The sequence below is a fragment of the Mucilaginibacter sp. P1_A3 genome, from assembly GCF_056406855.1.
In genome coordinates this window covers 101,089-121,319 of record NZ_JBFTZJ010000009.1, presented here as the reverse complement: position 1 = coordinate 121,319, position 20,231 = coordinate 101,089, and the positions used below count along the sequence as shown (strand labels likewise).

The following is a 20,231-nucleotide window of genomic DNA, read 5'->3' as shown; positions in this document are numbered from 1 at the left end:
GCAAGAATCAGCAAGTTAGGGGAAGGGAAGAGTCAAGAATCAAGAGTTAAGAATTAAGACAGTGAGTTGGTTACCAAAACTTCCTGCTCGCGCTTTGTTTGAGTTATTTGCCTAAGTGTTCGGAAAACTTTTCAGTTCCCTCCCCACGGGCTACTGGGTGTATAAAAGTTTGTTAGCGTGGCTCTGATTTGGCTAAAGCCACCCATACTCTTTATTTATTCGTCCCATAAATGGGACGGCAATGAATTAAAGCGTTGTTTACCTTCAATTCTTCATTGCCGTTGGTTTCAACCAACGGATAAAAAGCATATACAAGCATGGCTTTAGCCTAAATAATCAGCATTTTACCACAAATGCTTGTTAATTTATTATATCAACCGATTCTAAAAGATGTGTACACACACTAGCTCCAAGTAGAGGATTTTATTAATCTATGAATTTAAACCCTTAAATTTAACCCGATGATATTCGATTTCAGGTTAAAGGTATTTTATACGGTTGCGCAACGGCTAAGCTTTACCAAGGCGGCTAATGAGTTGTTTATCACCCAACCGGCGGTTACCAAACATATTAAGGAACTGGAACAACAACTTAACGTACAGCTATTTAAACGTAATGGCAACAACATTGCCCTTACTACAGCAGGCAAGATACTGTTACAATATGCTGATAAGATCTTCCAGACCTATACCGCCCTTGAAACCGAACTGGCCCAATTAAATAACCTGGAAGCCGGCACACTGCATATTGGCGCAAGCACCACAGTAGCGCAAACAATTTTGCCCAAAATACTGGCCCTGTTTAAGAAAACATATCCCGAGGTTACCTTCAATTTTATCCAGGCTAATACTGATCATATCTCTCAAATGATCCTTGATGAAAAACTTGATATAGCAATTATCGAAGGTTCATCTCACTCGCCCCAACTCGCCTATTCGCCCTTTGCAAAGGACGAAATTGTGTTGGTGACCAAGGCAAACAATAAGTTATCAAAAAAAGCAGAGATCAGCCCGAAACAGCTATTGGATATCCCATTGGTGCTGCGCGAGGCCGGTTCGGGTACGCTTGATGTGATTTATGATGCACTGGCGGGTGTACAGATCAGCCCGAAAGATCTCAATATCGAGATTCAGCTGGAGAGCAGCATCGCCATAAAACAATACCTTTTATACTCAGATACAGCTACTTTTCTATCCATCCAATCGGTAGTGAGCGAATTAAAATATAATGAACTTTGTATTATTGACATTAAAGGACTGGAGATCTTCCGCACGTTTCAATTCATACAACTCCATGGTAAAAACAGCAAACTGATTGAGCTTTTTAAACGCTTTTGCCTTGCCAATTATAACTTAAAGTAATCAAGTATTACTTTATATCATTTGTTCCCCACCTTTTTTACCGACAGATTTGTGTACGATAAAACACAATCATGAGCGATAAAAGTACAATTACGAACGATATTAACACGGATATTTGCATTATTGGTGCAGGCCCGGTTGGTTTATTTGCAGTTTTTGAGGCAGGGCTTTTAAAAATGCGCTGCCACCTTATTGATGTGCTGCCCCAGGTTGGCGGCCAGCTTTCCGAGATCTATCCGCATAAACCCATCTATGATATTCCGGGATACCCAGAGGTTACCGCCCAGCAACTGGTGGATAAACTGATAGAACAGATTGCCCCCTTCCACCCTACTTTTAGTTTGGGCGAAAGGGTAGAAACTCTTACCCGCAATAACGATGGATCATACATTATCCAAACCAACGATAACACTACCGTACATTGCCAAGTGGTGGTAATTGCGGGGGGGCTTGGCTGCTTTGAACCGCGCAAACCAGAGATTGACCGCCTTACCGACTTTGAAGGCAGGGGCGTTGCCTATATGGTTAAAAACCCCGAACTGTTCCGTAACCGTAAAGTGGTTTTGGCCGGTGGCGGAGATTCTGCCTTAGACTGGGCCATTTTCCTGGCTAATGTTGCTGAAAGAGTTACACTGGTTCACCGGGGCGATACCTTCCGGGGAGTTCCAGACTCTGCCGAAAAGGTTTTTGAACTGGCTAAGGAAGGCAAGATAGACCTCATCCTCAAATCAAACGTGGTTGCCTTAACTGGCGAAGGCCATTTACAGGAGGTTACTTTGTTAGATAGACACAACGAGGTAAGTCACATTGCTGCCGATCACCTGATTCCGCTGTTTGGTCTCAGCCCAAAGCTTGGACCAATTGCCGACTGGGGTTTAAATATAGACCGATCTGCCATCGTGGTAAACACCGTTGACTACAGCACCAACGTTGAACGTATTTATGCCATAGGTGATATCAACACCTATCCGGGCAAATTAAAGCTGATCCTGTGCGGTTTTCATGAAGCCGCGCTGATGGCCCAAAGCGCTTTTAAATATGTTTATCCCGAACAAAAACTGAGTTTTAAATACACCACCGTTTACGGCGTAACCGCCTTTTAATCATGATCAATTTAATTATTGAAGACCGCGAGGGCATCCGCCAACCGGTTGAAATTCCCGAAGGTATAAACCTGAGCCTGATGGAGGTTTTAAAAGCATCCGAATATGATGTACTGGCTACCTGCGGCGGCATGGCCCTTTGTGCCACCTGCCATATACAAGTACTGGAAGGTCCCGAACAATATTTCCACGCTACCGACAATGAACTTGATATGCTGGATACCCTGCCTAATGCAGATGAACACAGTCGTTTAGCCTGCCAGATGCGGGTTACCGAAGAAATGGATGGTTTGGTGGTACGTTTAAAATAGTATCAAGTAGTTAGTATCAAGTATCAAGACAGAAAATCCACGTTATTAATACATTCCAATACAAACCTTATCTATGGATATAATCAAGGTGATCCAGGAAACCGCCACCTGGATAGAAAAAGTTAATAATGACTTTAACACCAACCTGTTCCGCACAGAGGAATTATCCCCTCATTACTATTACTACCAAATTCGGGATGCTGAAAAACCTGACGTTATCAACAAGATTGTATCAACACGATCTGCCTTGTTAAATGAATCTGGGGTAGATTTGATTCCCATTTCTGAGCTGCACCATTATGGCCGCATCATGATATTTGATCCGGATTCAACGGTAACCGACGGTGCGCCCGAAGCGGAAAGTGCTTGTTATATCGACATTGGTGATACCCCACCGTGGGATACCTGGCTGGCACTTGGCGCACAATTAAACCGTATGTGTTTTTATAACTCAGGTTACGATATTAACCCGGGCTTTTTGATAGCCTGGGTGCCCAAATCGCATTATTTTTATGCCAATGGTGCTGTGGAAGTAGCCTGCGTAGATAACTTTGCATGGGCCTCAAATGAATTTATAACAAACGAATATGATTCGGTAAAAGAATTATTCTGTAAGCCGGCGATCATAAAACCGGACTTTCCGCTTTTTTGCGACGAAAAAACGAACAGATTGCTTGGCACCGTGCTGCAAGATTTAGAGTATAACTCCAAATTGTACTATGCCGATGTTATTTCCCGGTACCGGGTTAAGAAATCATTTTGGAACAAGCTGGCAATATGGAAAACCAGAAAATAATATCGTAGCCTAATTTTTCCCAGCGCACGTCGAAGAATCCACAGTTACCTGGCCTGCCAGATGCGGGTTACGGAGGAAATGGGTGGATTGGTGGTACGTTTAAAATAGCATCAAGACAGCTTCGATGGAGTAAGGATGGGAAGATAAAGGAGCAAGGACGAGACTACCCTGGGAGCGCGATGCACTCCTATTGACGTATATACTCCACCGGGATCTCTTGTAAACTGGCAAATAAAAAAGCCGCCTCCAATTGATATAGGGGCGACTTTATGTTATGGTAACCAGGTAATTTATTAATGCCAGAACCTGCTGTTGGTATTATGTCTTCTAAACCTGTCAACAGCTGCTTTTTTGGTTAACAGTAGCTTGGTTGCTCCGGTTGGGTGCGCGGCTTGGTAAGCCAATACCGATTTAAATGCCATCACCATATCGTAATCCATGGCTACCTGGCCTTTATCAAAAGGCACATTGCCAGCCCTATCCTGGAACCATAAATTCCAGTCGGGGCTACCGGGTGTATAAACCTTCAAACTATCCGAGGTAGGGAACGGACCAGGCAACAGGAACGAGTTAAATGAATCCTGCGCCGGGCTATGGCAACTCATACATGATGACAGTGCAAGGTTGGTATACTTTTGGCCAGTGTTAATATTATAGGCCACCTGTGCAACGGCACCATCATTAGGGCCGCTCAACCGGCCGCCCCAGCCTAAGGTTTCTGTGCTATAAGCCGGTGCCTTAGGGTTAACTACGGTTTCGGATAGTTTAGGGTAAGGTGGCGTAAGCGGGCTATTTACACCCGGGTCATCGCCCCACATGGCACCCAGCGGTACCATTTTATCCCAGCCAGATCCAGGGGCATCCATATCATACACAAAGGTAGAGTAAACCCAACCTGTTTTGGGCGATGTTTTACTGTCCTTTACAATAACATCCATTTGAAAAAAGCTAACTTTTCTTACCTGGTAGCCTCTTTTAGGGTTTTCTTTGGTGGGTATGGTATCATAAACGCTAAAGGTTTGCGCGCCCTTCATTACCGGCCATTGCGGGTAGTTAACGTTAGAAAAAGCAAACTTTACAATAACACTGCCTTCTTTAAATTGAGCGGCATCATTGGCAAGGTTAACTTTTTGACCGGTTTTACCCCAAATTTGTCCCACCGTATAGGCCGCTACAGAATCATATAAAACCAGGGCATATCCGGCTTCGTCCTCCTTAAGGGTTTTAAACATATTGGCCGGGTTTCCGTTACCTAAGTAAGTGCCCAAAATAGCTTCCCGTTGTGAACCAACCCAAGGTTCATTAAACCAGCCATACTTTGCCGATGTCCAGTTTTTATTATCCTTAAAAAATGGCAATACATTAGGTGCCACATAGCTTTTCAATGAATCCATGTAAGCGATATAATTTTTATCGGATATGGGTTGCCCGTTCAATGCCTTTTGCCACGAAGGATCAACAACCGGTTTAAACGTTGTAGGATAATCATGACTAAGCGTAAAAAGTGAATCGCTGTATTGCTGTGGCGAGGGTACGGAGTCGCGGTGGTTTAAGAACGCGCCGCTTTGCTTGGTGGTATCTGTTAAAGCGGTTGTTGCTACACCGTCTTTAGATTTGTTGTTGCCTGCGCAACTGTAGCCAATAAAAGCTACTATAACCAGTAAAGTTAGCGTAGCAGAAAAAGTTAATGCTTTTTTCATGTGTGTTTAAAATTTAGGTAAAATGGTATTATTAAGTTCAGATGCGTGATAAATTCAGGGTTTGGTTTTAGTATCAGGCAGATGGTTTATAATTATAGATAAATGTATAGTTAAAAAAATAACCGTCCTATACATGAATGAAAAACAGGTATTTTTACCTGTATAACAGCAGTATAAACACCCCCGTAAAATACTTTTAATTAGCTTAATATTGAAGAGAATTTCCTTTTAGTTAATATACAATACCCCCTCGCCCAAATAACAAGGCTTTATGGCCTATGAACAAATTGTCGATCTTACCCCCACTGGAATTTGTAAAGGAAGAAAAATAGGGTCATATTTAAGCTAAAAGCCGAAGGCAAAAAGCATAAATCTAAAACACTGGCTATCAATACCATTTATTATCAAACTAAAAACATAAAATAACAAATGCTAAAAAAAGGCGAACACATTGAAGGCACCCCAACCGAACTACAGGTATTACTTGACCAGGAACCAGAGGCGATGGATTTTTTTGAAAGCCTGTCAAAATCATACAAACAAGGCTATTGCGATTGGGTAGGTTCGGCAAAGCAGGAAGATACCCGCAAAGTAAGGGCTGATAAAGCCATGATCATGCTGCGCAATAAGCAAAAAACGCTTAAAACATAGTCACAGATTTATCTAATCTTTGATGTGCTTAGCCAATTTCGTCCCCCCAGGGTCTCTCCAATGTTATTAAGTTAGGAGAGTGATGGGTTGCTCCAGAGGAGCAAAAGCTTTGTAGAAAAACATAAATAAATTGTCTTTTGCGTGCCAGAGGTACGCTACCTAAGGTTCCGTACCTCTGGCACGGAGCTTCATTTTTGCTTTTTTGCTACAAAGCTATTCCCCCCGCTGGGGAGAAACTCATTAACTTAATAGCATTGAGGCTCTCTCCAAAGGAGGACCCTGAGGCACCATGCAGATCAAATTTGCATAGTTTTGTACTTATCAAGCGCCCTCAGGCTCCCTTTACAAGGAGACCCTGAGGGGACGTTAAAGCATAGATTTAGTAGCTACGGTTTAGTATTTCCCCTATTTTTTCAACGATAATAAACCATCAATCAGTTCGCTGTTAAACTCGCCTATAGTGGTTGTATTTAGTAATTTGTGTATCCGGTCCCTGATATCTTTAAACTCGTTGTGCAAAGGGCAAGGGTTCACTTCAGAGCATTGTTTAAGGCCCAAACCACAGCCATAAAATAAACTGTCGCCATCAACCGCTTCTACAATATCACTTAAGGGCCTGCTTAACGATGGCGGCTCAATAAAAAACCCACCATGAGGACCTTTAACTGAACTAATGAGCCCCTTTCTGCTTAAATCCTGCAATATTTTAGCCAGGTATAACTCGGGCGAATCGATACCGGTGGCAATATCCTTAATGCCTACCCTGCCGCCGGCAACTGTTTTATGAGCTATATAAAATACAGCCCTTATCGCATACTCGCATGTTTTTGAAAAAATTGCCATCTGTAAAACAAAGATAACAAATTAATAAAAGATATTTTTGTCTTTTATTAATTAAACCGTAGATTTGTTCCGTTGAACAGCCGGATGTCTTAAACGTGTAATTCATATTAAGATAAAAGGATATTAATATATTATTATGACAAATGATCAAAAAGCACTCATTCTTGCCACAGTCCCAATTTTGAAAGAACATGGCGTATTGTTAACCACCCATTTTTATAGCAGGATGTTTAAACACAATCCCGAACTAAAAAACATGTTTAACATGGCAAACCAGCAAACAGGTAAGCAACAAACCGCCCTGGCCATGGCAGTACTTGCATATGCAGAAAACATTGCCGATCCATCTGTACTATTACCCGTGGTTGACAGGATTGGCCAAAAACATACCAGTTTAGATATTCGCCCCGAGCATTATGCCATAGTTGGTAACCACCTGCTGGCATCCATAGGCGAAGTTTTAGGCGATGCTGCTACACCTCAAATTTTAGACGCCTGGAAAACAGCTTATAACCAACTGGCCGCACTGATGAGTGGCCATGAAGCAACTCTATATATGGACCAGGTTTTAAAACCAAACGGGTGGACAGGCTGGCGCTTATTCAACGTGGGGCAGAAGACAATGGAATCGGCCGAAATATGTTCATTTTATTTATACCCCGCCGATGGTGGAAAAGTGCCTCATCACAAACCGGGGCAGTACATCAGTATCAAACTCTTTCTTCCGCAATTAAACATGGCCCAAATACGCCAATATAGCATCTCCAGCGCACCCAATGATGATTATTACCGCATCTCTGTTAAACGGGAAACAGGCGCAAGCGTTGATATTAACGGCATGATAAGTAACCAGCTGCATGACGCCATTACAGAAGGCAAACAGGTAGAGCTTACTTCGCCGGCAGGCAATTTTACACTGCCCGATAATTTAGATGTACCACTCATGTTTATTAGCGGCGGTGTTGGCATAACTCCTTTTATGAGCATGGTAGATCACTTAGCTCAAAAGGGTACCAAACAACCCATTACCTGGCTTCATGGTTGCCGCAATGAATCTGTACATGCCTTTAAACAAAATATTAATGAGCTGGCAACAAACCATGCCAACTTCAACCAGCATGTTTTTTACGATGTAACATCGCCACAAAACACCGCCGAAAACATATACGACGGGCATTTAAACATAAGCAAGATCGACGATTTGCAACACCATCCCAAAACCCGTTACTATATCTGCGGACCATCATTTTTTATTCAGAAACAATTTAATGACCTGAAAGAATCAGGGATAAATACCGATAATATCTTTTTTGAAGAATTTGGCCCGAATATTTTACAGCTAAATTAATCTTCATTTTATTGCTTGTAAAAACCGCCCCAAATTTAATTTGAGGCGGTTTTTATTTTTGTGGGTTATATGAAACTGTTTTAACTTTATTTATTGATGCCTAAGATAAGTTTGTCATCCTGAACGCAGTGAAGGATCTGTTATTCGCCATACTTCTTCGCCCTGTACAGTCTGCGATTAGATCCTTCACTGCGTCCAGAATGACAAAAAGTTTTTTAATACGTCATTGGGAGGTACCATCTAATATCTATTTTTAAACAATTCACAAGTTTACTATGCCACTAACCCCGTATATCTGTACCACCTGCGGCGTGCAATATGCCCCCACGACAACCCCACCATCGCAATGCAAAATTTGCGAAGATGACCGCCAGTATGTAAACCCTAAAGGCCAAAGCTGGACCACACTCGCCGATTTAAACCATCAGCATAAAAACATCATAGAGCAGGTGGCTCCAAATCTATACGCTATTTATACTGAACCTGCTTTTGGCATCAACCAACGAGCCCATTTGCTGATAACACCCGGCGGCAATATTTTATGGGATTGCATCAGCAATATTGATGAGGAAACCATAGCGGAGGTTAACAAACTGGGCGGCATCAAAGCTATCGCCCTATCGCACCCACATTATTTTTCGACCATAGCGGAGTGGAGCAAGTTTTTTGGCGATGCCGCGATATATGTGAACGCCCTGGATGAAGAATGGCTTGCCCGAAGGGACGCTCCTATCCACCTCTGGCAAGGGGACGAAATTACTTTATGGGATAACATCCAACTTATTTGCTGCGGCGGACATTTCCCCGGCGGAAGCGTTTTGTATAGTCCGCAAAATGATGGTTTATTATTAGTTGGGGATGTGATACAGGTAAGCCCTGATCTAAAAACAGTTTCGTTTATGTACAGCTATCCTAACCTTATTCCATTACCCAAAAAGGATATATTACAGATTCAAAAATCTATAAGCGGTAAAGAATACCAGGCCATGTATGGCGCTTTTGGGCGCTATATTTTAAAAGACGCGATGCGGGCTATGGCGTTTTCTGTAGAGCGGTATCTGAGGATATTTGAGTAGAATAACAGGCCATTAACTCCCGCGGGGTTAGCGCAGCGTAACCCGTGGGATGCATGTTGTAAGCTTTTAGCTTACCTGGTTCAGCTAAAAACTGAAACCATAGGAACCACGAGTTAAAACCTCGCGGTAGCAGAACAAACAACATTTTTACTTAACTCCCTCGCTTAACAACTCCTTCTTCATTTTTAAAATTAGCATTACTATAACTGATAGCGCGATAAGCACAAAGTAACTATAACCCAGATTGTGTTCATCTTTAGCAGGCAGCAGAGAAACAATGCCATAACTAAAAAACGATACAATAACATAATTAATGCCGCCCGAAAGTCCGCTTGCTATGCCTGCATTTTGAGGAAAACGACTTAAGCAATAGGTGAAAAAATTATTGAAGGTAAAGCCCGCGGCTATGTGGATAATAAACGCGAAAAATATCATGGAATATAAATTGGCGATATACCTCATGCTAATTATCATCACAATTACAAATATAACCTGCAGGCTAAGGTTAACTACCATACGGTTAAAAAACGGTTTGTTGATAGTCGCTTTACCAATAAGACCGCCTATTAGCCAGGCTATGCCCAGCACCAGTGAGCTGTAACCGGCAACTACAGGTGTTAAATGCAGGGTATGCTCAATAATAAAAGGCCCCGTCATGTTGTATATCATTACCATACAGTATGCAAGTCCCAACATAATAAGGCCCAGGGTAAAACTGGTGGTTTTTATCATGCTTACATAAATGCCGCCTATCTTTTTAATATGGAATGCCGAGAAATTTTTTAAAGTTTCTCCACTGAAAATCAACTCCAAAACCGCAAGCACAATAGCAAACAGGGCCAGGAAGTAGAAGTTTGATTTCCACCCGTAACCAGTTTGCAGGTATCCACCTAAAAAAGGCGCTACAATTGGCCCGGTAGACCATATGATAGAAAACAGGCTCAGGTAATGCTTCAGCTTTTCGCCCGAAAAAAGATCGATAAAATAAGCGCGTTTAGATACCACTATGCCCCCCACCGTAATGCCATGCAATATCCGCATGAGGTATATCACATAAATATTAGCTGAGTTGGCGATAACAATACTGGCCAAAGCAAAAACAGACAGGCATATCAGGCTGATATTGTACCGGCCAAAGCTATCAAGCACACTGCCGATGAATAGTTGGGTAACGCCATAGCTTATTAAAAATAACGATAGTGTGAGCTGTACCTGTATGCTGCTTACATGCATTTCGGCAGCCATGGTTGGTAACGATGGTATGTAAATATCCGTTGCGAAACCTGAAAGGGGTATTAGTGCAAAAGCCAATAAATTGGCAATGCCCTGGTGCCGCTCCTTAATGGGCTTTGGCACAGAAAGCGTTGAGAACATATCGGTTAAATTTGCTGACCGGACTAAAAACAGCTGTTTTATTGCTCTTTTTCCGGTCAATTATTAAACAAGTCGCAAAGATACCCGGTTTAGGGACGCGATTATAAACTTACCATTATTATGATCTTTTGAAGACAGTTGCAAATTCCCGTGTGAACTATATATATAACGTTGTCATTTCGAAACGAGGTACGAGTGAGAAATCTTATGCGATATGCAAAGTTTACTGTACAAGGTTTGATCTGGATGCTTGGAATAGCAAGTTGCCGAAGATTTCTTACTCGTACCTCGTTTCGAAATGACACCTGGTTTTTAGAATAAAAAAGATATGCGTCTCTAAAAAAATACCGCTATTCCAATTGCCTTATCAGCTCCCCCAAAACCTTAAAGCTCCGTTCCACCACGTCATTAAAAGTTAAACCAAAACTGATGCGGATAAAATTGGTAAACCTTGCATCGGTACTAAAAATTTGCCCTGGAGCAATGCTGATGTTTTGGGCTATGGCAAGCTGGTAAAGCTCAAAAGCATCAATATTTTTATCAAGCTCAACCCATAGGGCATAACCTCCCTGCGGACTGCTTATTTTGGTATTTGCCGGAAAATAGGTAACAATGGCTTGGGTATAACGCAAACTTTGGGTGTACAAAGCCTTACGCAGGTTGCGCATATGCAGGTCATACCTGCCGGTTTCAAAAAAATGGCCAATGGCTGCCTGCGTTGGCGTAGCCGAACTGATGGTATGCATCATTTTGATATTGATAACCTGGTCTTTAAACCTGCCCGGTATGCACCAACCTACCCGGTAACCCGGCGCAATTGATTTAGAAACTGATGAGCATAATAATACCCAACCTTCGGTATCGTAGCTTTTACAGGTGCGCGGCCTGCTTTTACCAAAATATATCTCGCCATAAATATCATCTTCTATCAACGGGATGCGCCTTTTTGTTATCAGTTTAACTAATTGCTGCTTACTGTCATCGGGCATGCAACTACCTACCGGGTTACTAAAATTGGGTACAAACAGGCAGGCTTTAATATCCACTTTATCCATGGCCTCGGCCAGGTAATCAATATCAATTCCGGTATCGGGGTTAACCGGAATCTCCAGCACCTTCAAATCAAGGCTGAGCATGATATTAAAGATCCCAAAAAAGGTCGGGCTTTCAATAGCAACGGTATCGCCCGGTTTGGTAAGAGCCCGTAGGCAAAATATAAGGGCTTCCAGGCAGCCCTGAGTAGTTACCACATCATTGCCGGTAATATTACCGCCCCAGTTAAAAGCGTTTTTAGCAACCTGGTTACGCAAGCCAATATTCCCCTGCAGGTTTTCATAATTGATATTACCCGTAGGACTTTTGCGGATAGATTCCATCATGGATTTATTGAGCTTCGCCATCGGAATGAGGCTAAACGGTGGCGATGAGCGCGATAAACGCACAACACTTTCTTCGCTCATGTTTTGGTAAACCATGGCTATCATCTGGGTAACACTGGCCTGCTCTATCTTTTTTAAGGGGGGCCTAACTTCTGGCGCGTTGGTTGATCTTGCCGGCGAAAACTTTACATAATAGCCGGATTTTGGCCTGGCCTCTATCATACCCATGTTTTCCAGTTCAACATAAGCTTTGTATGATGTGCTGATGCTGATGCCCTGCTCCAGGCTTAATGCCCTTACGGATGGCAGCTTGTCGCCGGTTTTTAGCAGGTTTTGTTTAATCTGTTTTTCAATACGTGCGGCTATCTGCACATATAAAAAATCATCATTAACGGCTGCAGGCAATTTCTCCATTTTAAAAATCTGTTATGGTCAAAATTAATAAAACTGAATCTGTTTTACTATAGCCAGATGCTTTTACTTTGTAATGATCAAAACATATTAAAAAATGGAACTTCAATTAATTGATTATCAGCCATCGTATCAGCCCTACTTTGAAAAATTCAACAAAGCCTGGCTCGAAGAATTTTTTGTAGTAGAACCGCTGGACAAATGGGTTTTAGAAAACCCGGATGAGGCCATGCTAAAACAAGGAGGCAAAATTTATTTTGCAGCGTCGGGCACTACCATTGTAGGTACAGTAGGTCTCCGTTTTATTGAGGATGGTGTTTATGAGCTTACCAAAATGGCTGTTGATAAAACTTATCACGGTGGCGGCGCTGGTCAGTTTTTATGCCAGGCTGGTATTGATAAAGCCCGGGAAATGGGAGTGCAAAAGCTGATACTGTTTTCAAACCGGGTGTTAAAAAACGCCATACACATTTATCACAAACTGGGCTTTACAGAAATACCGGTAACACCCGGCACCTATGGCCGAGCGGACATTATGATGGAGATTAATTTTCAACAATAACAAATCCACCAATAAACTAAAATTCCGTCCCATCAGGGTCTCTCCAACGGAGGACCCTGAGGCACCATGCAGGTCGAATGTACATAAATTATACATACCAAGCGGCCTCAGGGTCCCTTTTCAAGGAGACCCTGAGGGGATATTAAATATGTGTTGAAAAACAGAATATCACTCACCAATAAAATTAAAACACCATGGAAATTACCCCATTAAGCGAACAGGAAATACAGCAACTAAGAACCGAAACCAGGGGAACAGCCCAAAAAATCCATTTTAACAATGCGGGTGCGTCCTTACCTCCTGATGTGGTGGTTGAAACCGTTGTTAATTACCTGCATGAGGAAGCAATTAATGGCGGCTACGAAACCGAATATAAATACGATGACCTATTAAATAATACCTATGAGTTGGTAGCCCGGTTGATTAATGCCGGCAAGGACGAAATCGCCCTTGTTGAAAATGCCAGTACGGCATGGGGAATTGCTTTTAACGGGATAGACTTTAAACCCGGCGATGAGATCATTACCTGCGAAATGGAATATGTAACCAACCTGATCGGTTTTTTAAATGTTCAAAAAACGCGCGGTGTAACTCTTAAAATAATCCCGAATGATGATCGGGGTAATTTTTCTTTACCAGCGTTGGAAGCCGCTATATCGCCCAACACAAAATTGATTGCCATGACGCATATTTCTTCAACCGCGGGCGGAATGATCCCCATTGTGGAGATTGGTAAAGTTGCCCGCAAACACCACATTTTATACCTGGTTGATGCCTGCCAAAGTGCCGGGCAAATACCGGTAGATGTAAAAGAGATTGGCTGCGATATGTTATCGGTAACCGGGCGCAAATACCTGCGGGCGCCACGGGGAACGGGCTTTTTATTTGTGCGCAAAGAGGTGCAGGATAAACTGCAACTCCTGTTTATGGATGGTTTTAGCGCGCCTTCGGTAAGCCTTGATAATTTCAAGCCGAGAAATGATGCACGCCGGTTTGAACTGTATGAAAAAAATCGCGCTATTACCCTGGGCCTTGGTAAGGCCGTTGAATATGCCTTAAATATCGGGGTCGACAGGATCTGGCAGCGGGTACAATACCTGGCTAACTTAATGCGGCAGCAACTGGAAGCTATTGATGGGGTAACCGTTCATGATTTTGGCGAACAGCAATGTGGTATTGTAACCTTTTCTGTAAACGGCATGGATAGCGCCTCAGTAAAAAACAAACTGGCCCAAAACCACATCAACGTATCTGTAGGTAAAGCTATATCAACGCTTATTTATATGGATAAAAACCACCTCACCAGCAATGTACGCGCATCGGTACATTATTATAATACCGAAGCAGAGATAAAGGTGATGTGTAATACACTTAAGGCATTGCATGTCAGCATAGTTTAATATTTATATCACACTACATTAAAGGCATCTTAACATCAGGTTTAAATAACTATTTTTGAAGCCCGATGTTAAGAAGTCTTTTTAGTTTTTGCCGGTTCTTTTTCTTTTGGATGATATTATCCATACTAACCCGCGTAGTATTTGAAATATATTTCCATAACAAGCTAAGCGGCACCGGTTTTTACGAAATCTGGCAAACATTTTTATATGGCATCCGTATGGATGCTTCTGTTGCGGCTTATATCTGTGTAATCCCCCTGCTTGTTTTTAGCGCCAATTGGTTCACAAAATATAACATCAAAACTATATGGTTAAGGTTTTATGTTTACCTGTGTGTGTTTATCATCTCATTCATTACGGTTGTTAACCTCAATATATTCCGCGAGTGGGGTACAAAAGTAAACTTCAGGGCGTTTGACGTTTTTCTAAATGCCCCATCCGAGGCTTTTGCGGCAGCCAGCTCTTCGCCCATTTTCCTGAGTTTTATTGTCATGGTTGTGCTGTTTGTTACCGGCGTTTTGCTATCAAAATATATCATCGACTTTAAATTTACCAAGCCCAAAGCCCTATTCGCAATTAAACCCTTTATCGTAGTATTACTGCTGGGCTTAAACCTGCTGGTTATTCGCGGCGGCTTACAGCTGGCGCCAATAAGCCAGAGCAATGCCTATTTTTCTGCAAGGCCCATCCTTAACCAATGTGCCCTGAATACCGAATGGAACCTGATTCAAAATGTGGTGGAGAACGTGCAGTCGCCGGGTAATCCATACCTGTTTATGCCTGCACAAAAAGCCTCGGCTTTGGTTGATAGTATGTACTCTGTAAAAAAGGACAGCACTATACATATCCTTACCACCAACCGCCCTAACGTGGTGATCTTTCAGTTAGAAAGCTTTACAGCCGATTTGATAGCATCATTGGGCGGAGAAAAGGGGGATACGCCAAATTTTGAAGATTTTATAAAGCAGGGCGTTTTATTTGATAGTATTTATGCCGCCAGCGATAGAACCGATAAAGGGATCATCGCTATTTTAAGCGCATTTCCATCGCAGGCTACAAGAACCATCATTATTGATAACGAGAAACAGGAACGCCTGCCCACCCTAAGCAATATTTTTGCCGATCAGGGCTATAATACCTCCTACTTTTATGGCGGCGAAAGCGAGTTCATGAATTTTAAGGCCTATTTATTAAGCCATAAATTTGCCCACCTGGTTGAAAAGAAAAACTTTGAGGATAAAGAAATGAATTCCAAATGGGGCGCTCATGATGATATTTTATTCAAAAGAAATATCAATTACCTAAATCAACAGCAACAGCCATTTTTTAGCTATGTGCAAACATTAAGTAATCATGAGCCATTTGAGTTGCCGGTGCCGCCTCATTTTCCGGGCGATGACATGAGCAATAAATTCAGGAGCACGGCTTACTACACCGATGCCAGCCTGAAACAGTATATTGACGAAGCTAAAAAACACAGCTGGTACAAAAACACTGTTTTTATTTTGGTGGCAGATCATGGGCACAGGCTGCCCCTAAACATATCCGAACCTTATGAACCCAGGAAATATCATATCCCCCTATTGTTTTTCGGTGATGCCATAAAACCAGAATACAGGGGCATGAAAATTAATAAATTGGGTAACCAAACAGATATAGCCGCCACCCTGCTGGCGCAAATGAACCTGCCAAATCAACAATTTAAATGGTCAAAAAACTTATTGAATCCATATACCCAGGATTTCGCGTTTTTTGATTGGGATAATGGCATGGGCTTTATGCTGCCTAAGCAAGCGGTTACGTTTGATAATGCCGGCAACACGGTAAGCTTTGTTCAAAATAAAAACATGCCACAAAGCTATACAGATAAAACTTTGCTTTATGGAAAAGCTTTTATGCAGCAGGTGTTTACACAATACCTTGCATATTAAGCTAAAAGGCAGGGCTTATTAATAACCTTAATATAAAAGCTCCGGCTTAAATCTCGTTTTATTCACACACCAATCAAGGTCGGTATTTGAGAAATTATTTTTTCTATCCAATGCTGAAGACTATTCATTTTACGCCAAAATACCTTTACATACTTTTAATAAGATGCCTGGGCATTAGGTTGTATTTCCGTATGCCTTATCTGTCCGCCTAAATAACCAGTTCGGGCAATAAGTCCAAAACCTACTACTGAAATAAATAATGCAACCAGTGCAACCGGTCTTATCAGCGATGATTTTTTCAGGGTTATCAAAAGCCCAATCACAGAGATTGCGCCTAATATGATCAATGCGATCAAAGATATAACAGCAGAATCTTCATGCTGGTCAATCATACTTTTTGCTATACCCGGAATGTTTTCCACACCATCTTCTGCTCCTTCACCTGTAGCGTAAGCAATTACTGCACCTATTGCAGAAACAATTAAAACGTTGTATGCAGCGATCAAAACTTGATGGCTTTTAGTCCAAATTCCATGGATTAAAACCAACCCACCTAATATAGAGCCGATAATGGGCAGGTGAGTTATCAGTAAATGGATGTGAGTTTGATTCATGATTGCTCTTTCTTTAAATAAAGGTTGCCAGAAAAACCCTTAATAAAAATGAGCGGTATCATTCGTAAACGTGATCTATATCTGTAACCCCGTATATACGGGCAGTATAAACCTTTGAATTAATTGTTTGATAATTAGTAAATTTAATTAAATATCACACGTAATCATGACCATCGTCATTATTACACCCGTTTAAAAACGCCAATTTTACAACTCAACGCTTTACCATGAAAACAGTTTTGATGCTGACCGATTTTTCTGCAAACGCAAGCCATGCAGCCAAATCCTCTTTAATGCTTGTAGAAAAGCTTCATGCCGATATTTTCCTGTACAACGCCTATGATGATCTGCCGATGATACCTGCTTATACCGGCGGCCCCTGGGTGGTTGATGAGTTTTCTTTTCGTAAAAATGAAAGCATAGTCGGGCTAACTCAGCTATCGATACAAATAAAGCATCTCATTACTAGTTTTTGTACAGATGACTATAAACCCAAAATCGATTATCAATCAGAAGACGGATCGCTCGGCAATAATATACCTTCTATTATCCAGGAGAAAGATGTAGCCCTCATTATAATGGGTACCAGTACCAACAGCACTTTGAACCACTTTTTTTTCGGAAGCGATACCTTAAGCGTTATTGAACATTCATCCTGCCCGGTTTTGGTAATACCGCCAAAATCAGAGATGAAAAAAATCAAAAAAGTTACTTTGGCCACGGCATTTGAACTATCCGATATCAACGCTATTACCTACCTGGTTGGGCTTGGCAAAACCCTTTGTTTTGAATTGGAAATTGTACATGTATCGCTTTTAGAAGAAAGTGAAAATCCAGCTAAAGAAAAAGCAATTTACAGCCATGTTGATGCCATCAAACAAACAAATGTAACTTACCAGCAAATAAGAGGTAAAGATGTAATTAACAGGTTAAACAGATTATGTAAAGACAACGAATCAGATATGCTGGTGCTGGTTCATTACCGGCATGGCTTCTTTTCAAATATCTTCAATAAATCCACAACCGAAAAAGCGCTTGTAAATCATCATATCCCTTTAATGATCATTCCATCTGTTATGGCATGAGCCGGATGAGAAAGATTGTGTCTTAATAATAATCGCCAAATATCTTTCGGTTTGGCAAATCCTGCTTATTCCATATCCAACTAATACAAGTTCATTTCTATTAGCTATAAATTTTATATGTTAGCAAAAAAATTAACATTATACATCATATTTGGTATGATGAATTAATCTGACCACCTCAAAAGTTCATAAAATATTTATCTTTACTGTGTAACTTTTTATTATGGGCTTTAAGTTTCCAGTTGGTGTTTTATATTTTTTGGCTCCCCCGCTGTATATGAAAAAAATTAAGGCATCATGATCCCGGACGATTTATACATCGCAAATGATGCCGAACTTTTATTGCAGCTTAGCAATGGCAGTAAACCTGCTTTTGATATTTTGTATAACAAATACTGGAAACAGGTTTACAATACAGCTTACAAAAGGTTGAATGATGCCGAACGCGCCCAGGATATAGCCCAGGATGTTTTTGTACAACTATGGATACGAGGCACCAAAGCACCCATTGAAAATTTGCCTGCCTATTTATTGGTTGCTGCCCGCAACGGTGTTTTCAAGTTTCTGGAAAAGGAAGCAAAGTATACCGCGCTGCCTGATGGCGCCGAAGAACTAAGAGGATCACCTCATGGCGCCGATGCCAACATGCTTCATAATGAATTTTTAAAAGCCTTTAACGAATTAATAAACACATTGCCCCCGCAGCAGCGCATTATCTTCAATTTACGCTTTAATGAAGGCTTAACCAGCCAGCAAATTGCCGATCAGTTACAAATTTCTCCAAAAACGGTACGCAATCAGATGGGCAAGGTACTTGTAACACTAAGAAAATCGCTTTTCCTGATCCACCTACTGTTTTATTTCTATCAAAATGGCTAATCAGGCTTAATGTAGTCTAAAAGCACGCCACATAAATGCTTTATTTATAATAACAGCGTTTTTTTTATTGCTTAATTCACACCATTTACTTGCATTAAATGTATTTTTATTAAAAAAGATAAAATATTTTTAAATGATGTGGGCTATTTTAAATTTCCCGACTCATGTTTATATAAAGAATGCAGATGGACGAAGCAAATAAGCAATACTTTTTTGAAATTTTAACAAAATACCGCCTTGGTGAAGCAACCAGGGAAGAAATTAAGTTCCTGGAATCATATTATGATCTGTTTGAGGTTAGTGATGACCTTATTACTGATGAAAATGAGTTGGAGTATGTTTTTTTAAAAAGAGCTATTAAAAAAACAATCGATGACCGGATTAAGCAACACGAAAAAAAAACCTTTTCTATTGGGTTAAAGCCTATTTATATAAAATACGCTATAGCGGCTTCTGTTCTTTTCTTTCTCTCTATTACTACTTATATCTTTGTTTCTAACAACCATAAGCCCAACCTTATAAATAACGCCTATAAGGGTATAGTTCCCGGCGGTAATAAGGCCATGCTTACACTTGCCAACGGAACAAAAATTACGCTTGATGATGCCACCAAAGGCGAAATAGCCAAACAAGCCGGCGCAAGTATCACCAAAACAGCTGACGGGCAAATAGTTTACAAGGCCGAAGCCAGCACAAACGATGCCGGTCAAAACACTGTAGCTACTCCCAGGGGAGGCCAGTACAAAATAACCCTGCCCGATGGTACCAACGTATGGCTCAATGCTGCTTCATCATTAACTTATCCAACCACATTTAAAGGAACCGAGCGATTAGTTACCCTTAACGGCGAAGCCTATTTTGAGGTAACAAAAAACAAACAGATGCCTTTTAGGGTAAAGTCGGCCATCCAAACTATTGAGGTATTGGGCACGCACTTCAACATTAATGCTTATGCCGATGAAAATGCCATTAAAACAACCTTATTAGAAGGTTCTGTTAAAGTTAGTTCGGCGTCAAATTCCAGTTTAATTGTTCCCGGCGAACAAGCTATTGTGAGCTGGGCCGGCAACGGCTCCGTTGCCAGGCTCAAGGTTAACCTTGATAAGGAAACCGCGTGGAAAAACGGCATATTCTCTTTTGAAAACGACGATCTGAAAAGCGTAATGCGCCAAATTTGCCGCTGGTATAATATTGATGTTGTTTATGAAGGCAATTTACCCCCCGAAAAATACTTTGGAGAAATATCAAGGAATAGCAGCCTTACCGAAGTCTTCAGAATACTTGAGCTCAACAACTTAAAATTCAACGTTGAAGGCAAAACAGTAAAAGTATCCTACGATAAATAAAAACATTTCCCTAAACCTTACACAATCTTAACGATTAACTAACTGATTTTTAAACTGATAA

General features: G+C 41.3%; 18 protein-coding genes. 13 read left to right on the top strand and 5 right to left on the bottom strand.

The window, feature by feature from the left end:
• Positions 1-461: 461 nt before the first annotated feature.
• The 4 genes from AC1D0K_RS19900 (at position 462) to AC1D0K_RS19885 (ending at position 3,571) form a co-directional block, all read left to right on the top strand.
• Entirely contained in the window at positions 462-1,361 is a 900-nt protein-coding gene (locus tag AC1D0K_RS19900) for a LysR substrate-binding domain-containing protein (protein WP_295716651.1), read from the top strand.
• 71 nt (positions 1,362-1,432) lie between these two features.
• Positions 1,433-2,464, top strand: a complete 1,032-nt coding sequence (locus AC1D0K_RS19895) for an NAD(P)/FAD-dependent oxidoreductase (RefSeq protein WP_477393262.1) — start codon at positions 1,433-1,435, stop codon at positions 2,462-2,464.
• 2 nt (positions 2,465-2,466) lie between these two features.
• Entirely contained in the window at positions 2,467-2,775 is a 309-nt protein-coding gene (locus tag AC1D0K_RS19890) for a 2Fe-2S iron-sulfur cluster-binding protein (protein ID WP_295716648.1), read from the top strand.
• A gap of 73 nt (positions 2,776-2,848) precedes the next feature.
• On the top strand, positions 2,849-3,571 hold the full coding sequence (locus AC1D0K_RS19885) for a hypothetical protein (RefSeq protein WP_477393259.1): 723 nt from the start codon (positions 2,849-2,851) through the stop codon (positions 3,569-3,571).
• A 293-nt stretch (positions 3,572-3,864) separates the two neighbouring features.
• Here AC1D0K_RS19885 and AC1D0K_RS19880 read toward each other — a convergent pair whose 3' ends face one another.
• Positions 3,865-5,271, bottom strand: a complete 1,407-nt coding sequence (locus AC1D0K_RS19880) for a hypothetical protein (RefSeq protein WP_295716647.1) — start codon at positions 5,269-5,271, stop codon at positions 3,865-3,867.
• Positions 5,272-5,700: 429 nt separating this feature from the next.
• On the opposite strand from AC1D0K_RS19880, the gene AC1D0K_RS19875 reads away from it, so the two are divergent.
• Entirely contained in the window at positions 5,701-5,922 is a 222-nt protein-coding gene (locus AC1D0K_RS19875) for a YdeI/OmpD-associated family protein (protein ID WP_477393255.1), read from the top strand.
• A 405-nt stretch (positions 5,923-6,327) separates the two neighbouring features.
• On the opposite strand, the gene AC1D0K_RS19870 is transcribed toward AC1D0K_RS19875, so the two are convergent.
• The gene (locus AC1D0K_RS19870; RefSeq protein ID WP_477393253.1) at positions 6,328-6,765 is read right to left on the bottom strand and encodes an RrF2 family transcriptional regulator; all 438 of its coding nucleotides are present in this window, start codon (positions 6,763-6,765) and stop codon (positions 6,328-6,330) included.
• Between the two features lie 136 nt (positions 6,766-6,901).
• On the opposite strand from AC1D0K_RS19870, the gene hmpA reads away from it, so the two are divergent.
• Together hmpA and AC1D0K_RS19860 are read left to right on the top strand one after the other, a co-directional pair.
• On the top strand, positions 6,902-8,113 hold the full coding sequence (hmpA, locus tag AC1D0K_RS19865; protein WP_477393251.1) for an NO-inducible flavohemoprotein: 1,212 nt from the start codon (positions 6,902-6,904) through the stop codon (positions 8,111-8,113).
• A 275-nt stretch (positions 8,114-8,388) separates the two neighbouring features.
• Positions 8,389-9,189 carry an MBL fold metallo-hydrolase gene (locus AC1D0K_RS19860; protein WP_477393249.1) on the top strand — a complete coding sequence of 267 codons (801 nt, stop codon included), beginning with the start codon at positions 8,389-8,391 and terminating at the stop codon, positions 9,187-9,189.
• Between the two features lie 147 nt (positions 9,190-9,336).
• On the opposite strand, the gene AC1D0K_RS19855 is transcribed toward AC1D0K_RS19860, so the two are convergent.
• Positions 9,337-10,563, bottom strand: a complete 1,227-nt coding sequence (locus AC1D0K_RS19855) for an MFS transporter (RefSeq protein ID WP_477393247.1) — start codon at positions 10,561-10,563, stop codon at positions 9,337-9,339.
• 350 nt (positions 10,564-10,913) lie between these two features.
• The gene (locus AC1D0K_RS19850) at positions 10,914-12,356 is read right to left on the bottom strand and encodes an aminotransferase-like domain-containing protein (protein WP_477394546.1); all 1,443 of its coding nucleotides are present in this window, start codon (positions 12,354-12,356) and stop codon (positions 10,914-10,916) included.
• Between the two features lie 94 nt (positions 12,357-12,450).
• On the opposite strand from AC1D0K_RS19850, the gene AC1D0K_RS19845 reads away from it, so the two are divergent.
• The 3 genes from AC1D0K_RS19845 to AC1D0K_RS19835 all read left to right on the top strand — a co-directional run bounded on the left by AC1D0K_RS19845 (position 12,451) and on the right by AC1D0K_RS19835 (position 16,246).
• Positions 12,451-12,915, top strand: a complete 465-nt coding sequence (locus AC1D0K_RS19845; RefSeq protein ID WP_477394544.1) for a GNAT family N-acetyltransferase — start codon at positions 12,451-12,453, stop codon at positions 12,913-12,915.
• 194 nt (positions 12,916-13,109) lie between these two features.
• Positions 13,110-14,315, top strand: a complete 1,206-nt coding sequence (locus AC1D0K_RS19840; RefSeq protein ID WP_477394542.1) for an aminotransferase class V-fold PLP-dependent enzyme — start codon at positions 13,110-13,112, stop codon at positions 14,313-14,315.
• A gap of 65 nt (positions 14,316-14,380) precedes the next feature.
• Positions 14,381-16,246, top strand: a complete 1,866-nt coding sequence (locus AC1D0K_RS19835; RefSeq protein WP_477394540.1) for an LTA synthase family protein — start codon at positions 14,381-14,383, stop codon at positions 16,244-16,246.
• Between the two features lie 155 nt (positions 16,247-16,401).
• On the opposite strand, the gene AC1D0K_RS19830 is transcribed toward AC1D0K_RS19835, so the two are convergent.
• Positions 16,402-16,860, bottom strand: a complete 459-nt coding sequence (locus AC1D0K_RS19830) for a DUF2231 domain-containing protein (RefSeq protein WP_477394538.1) — start codon at positions 16,858-16,860, stop codon at positions 16,402-16,404.
• 227 nt (positions 16,861-17,087) lie between these two features.
• Here AC1D0K_RS19830 and AC1D0K_RS19825 point away from each other — a divergent pair, with 227 nt between their 5' ends.
• The 3 genes from AC1D0K_RS19825 (at position 17,088) to AC1D0K_RS19815 (ending at position 20,170) form a co-directional block, all read left to right on the top strand.
• Positions 17,088-17,945, top strand: a complete 858-nt coding sequence (locus AC1D0K_RS19825; protein WP_477394536.1) for a universal stress protein — start codon at positions 17,088-17,090, stop codon at positions 17,943-17,945.
• A gap of 297 nt (positions 17,946-18,242) precedes the next feature.
• A complete protein-coding gene (locus tag AC1D0K_RS19820; protein ID WP_477394534.1) occupies positions 18,243-18,824 on the top strand; it encodes an RNA polymerase sigma factor in 582 nt (193 codons plus the stop codon).
• Positions 18,825-19,009: 185 nt separating this feature from the next.
• The gene (locus AC1D0K_RS19815) at positions 19,010-20,170 is read left to right on the top strand and encodes a FecR family protein (protein WP_477394532.1); all 1,161 of its coding nucleotides are present in this window, start codon (positions 19,010-19,012) and stop codon (positions 20,168-20,170) included.
• Positions 20,171-20,231 lie beyond the last annotated feature (61 nt).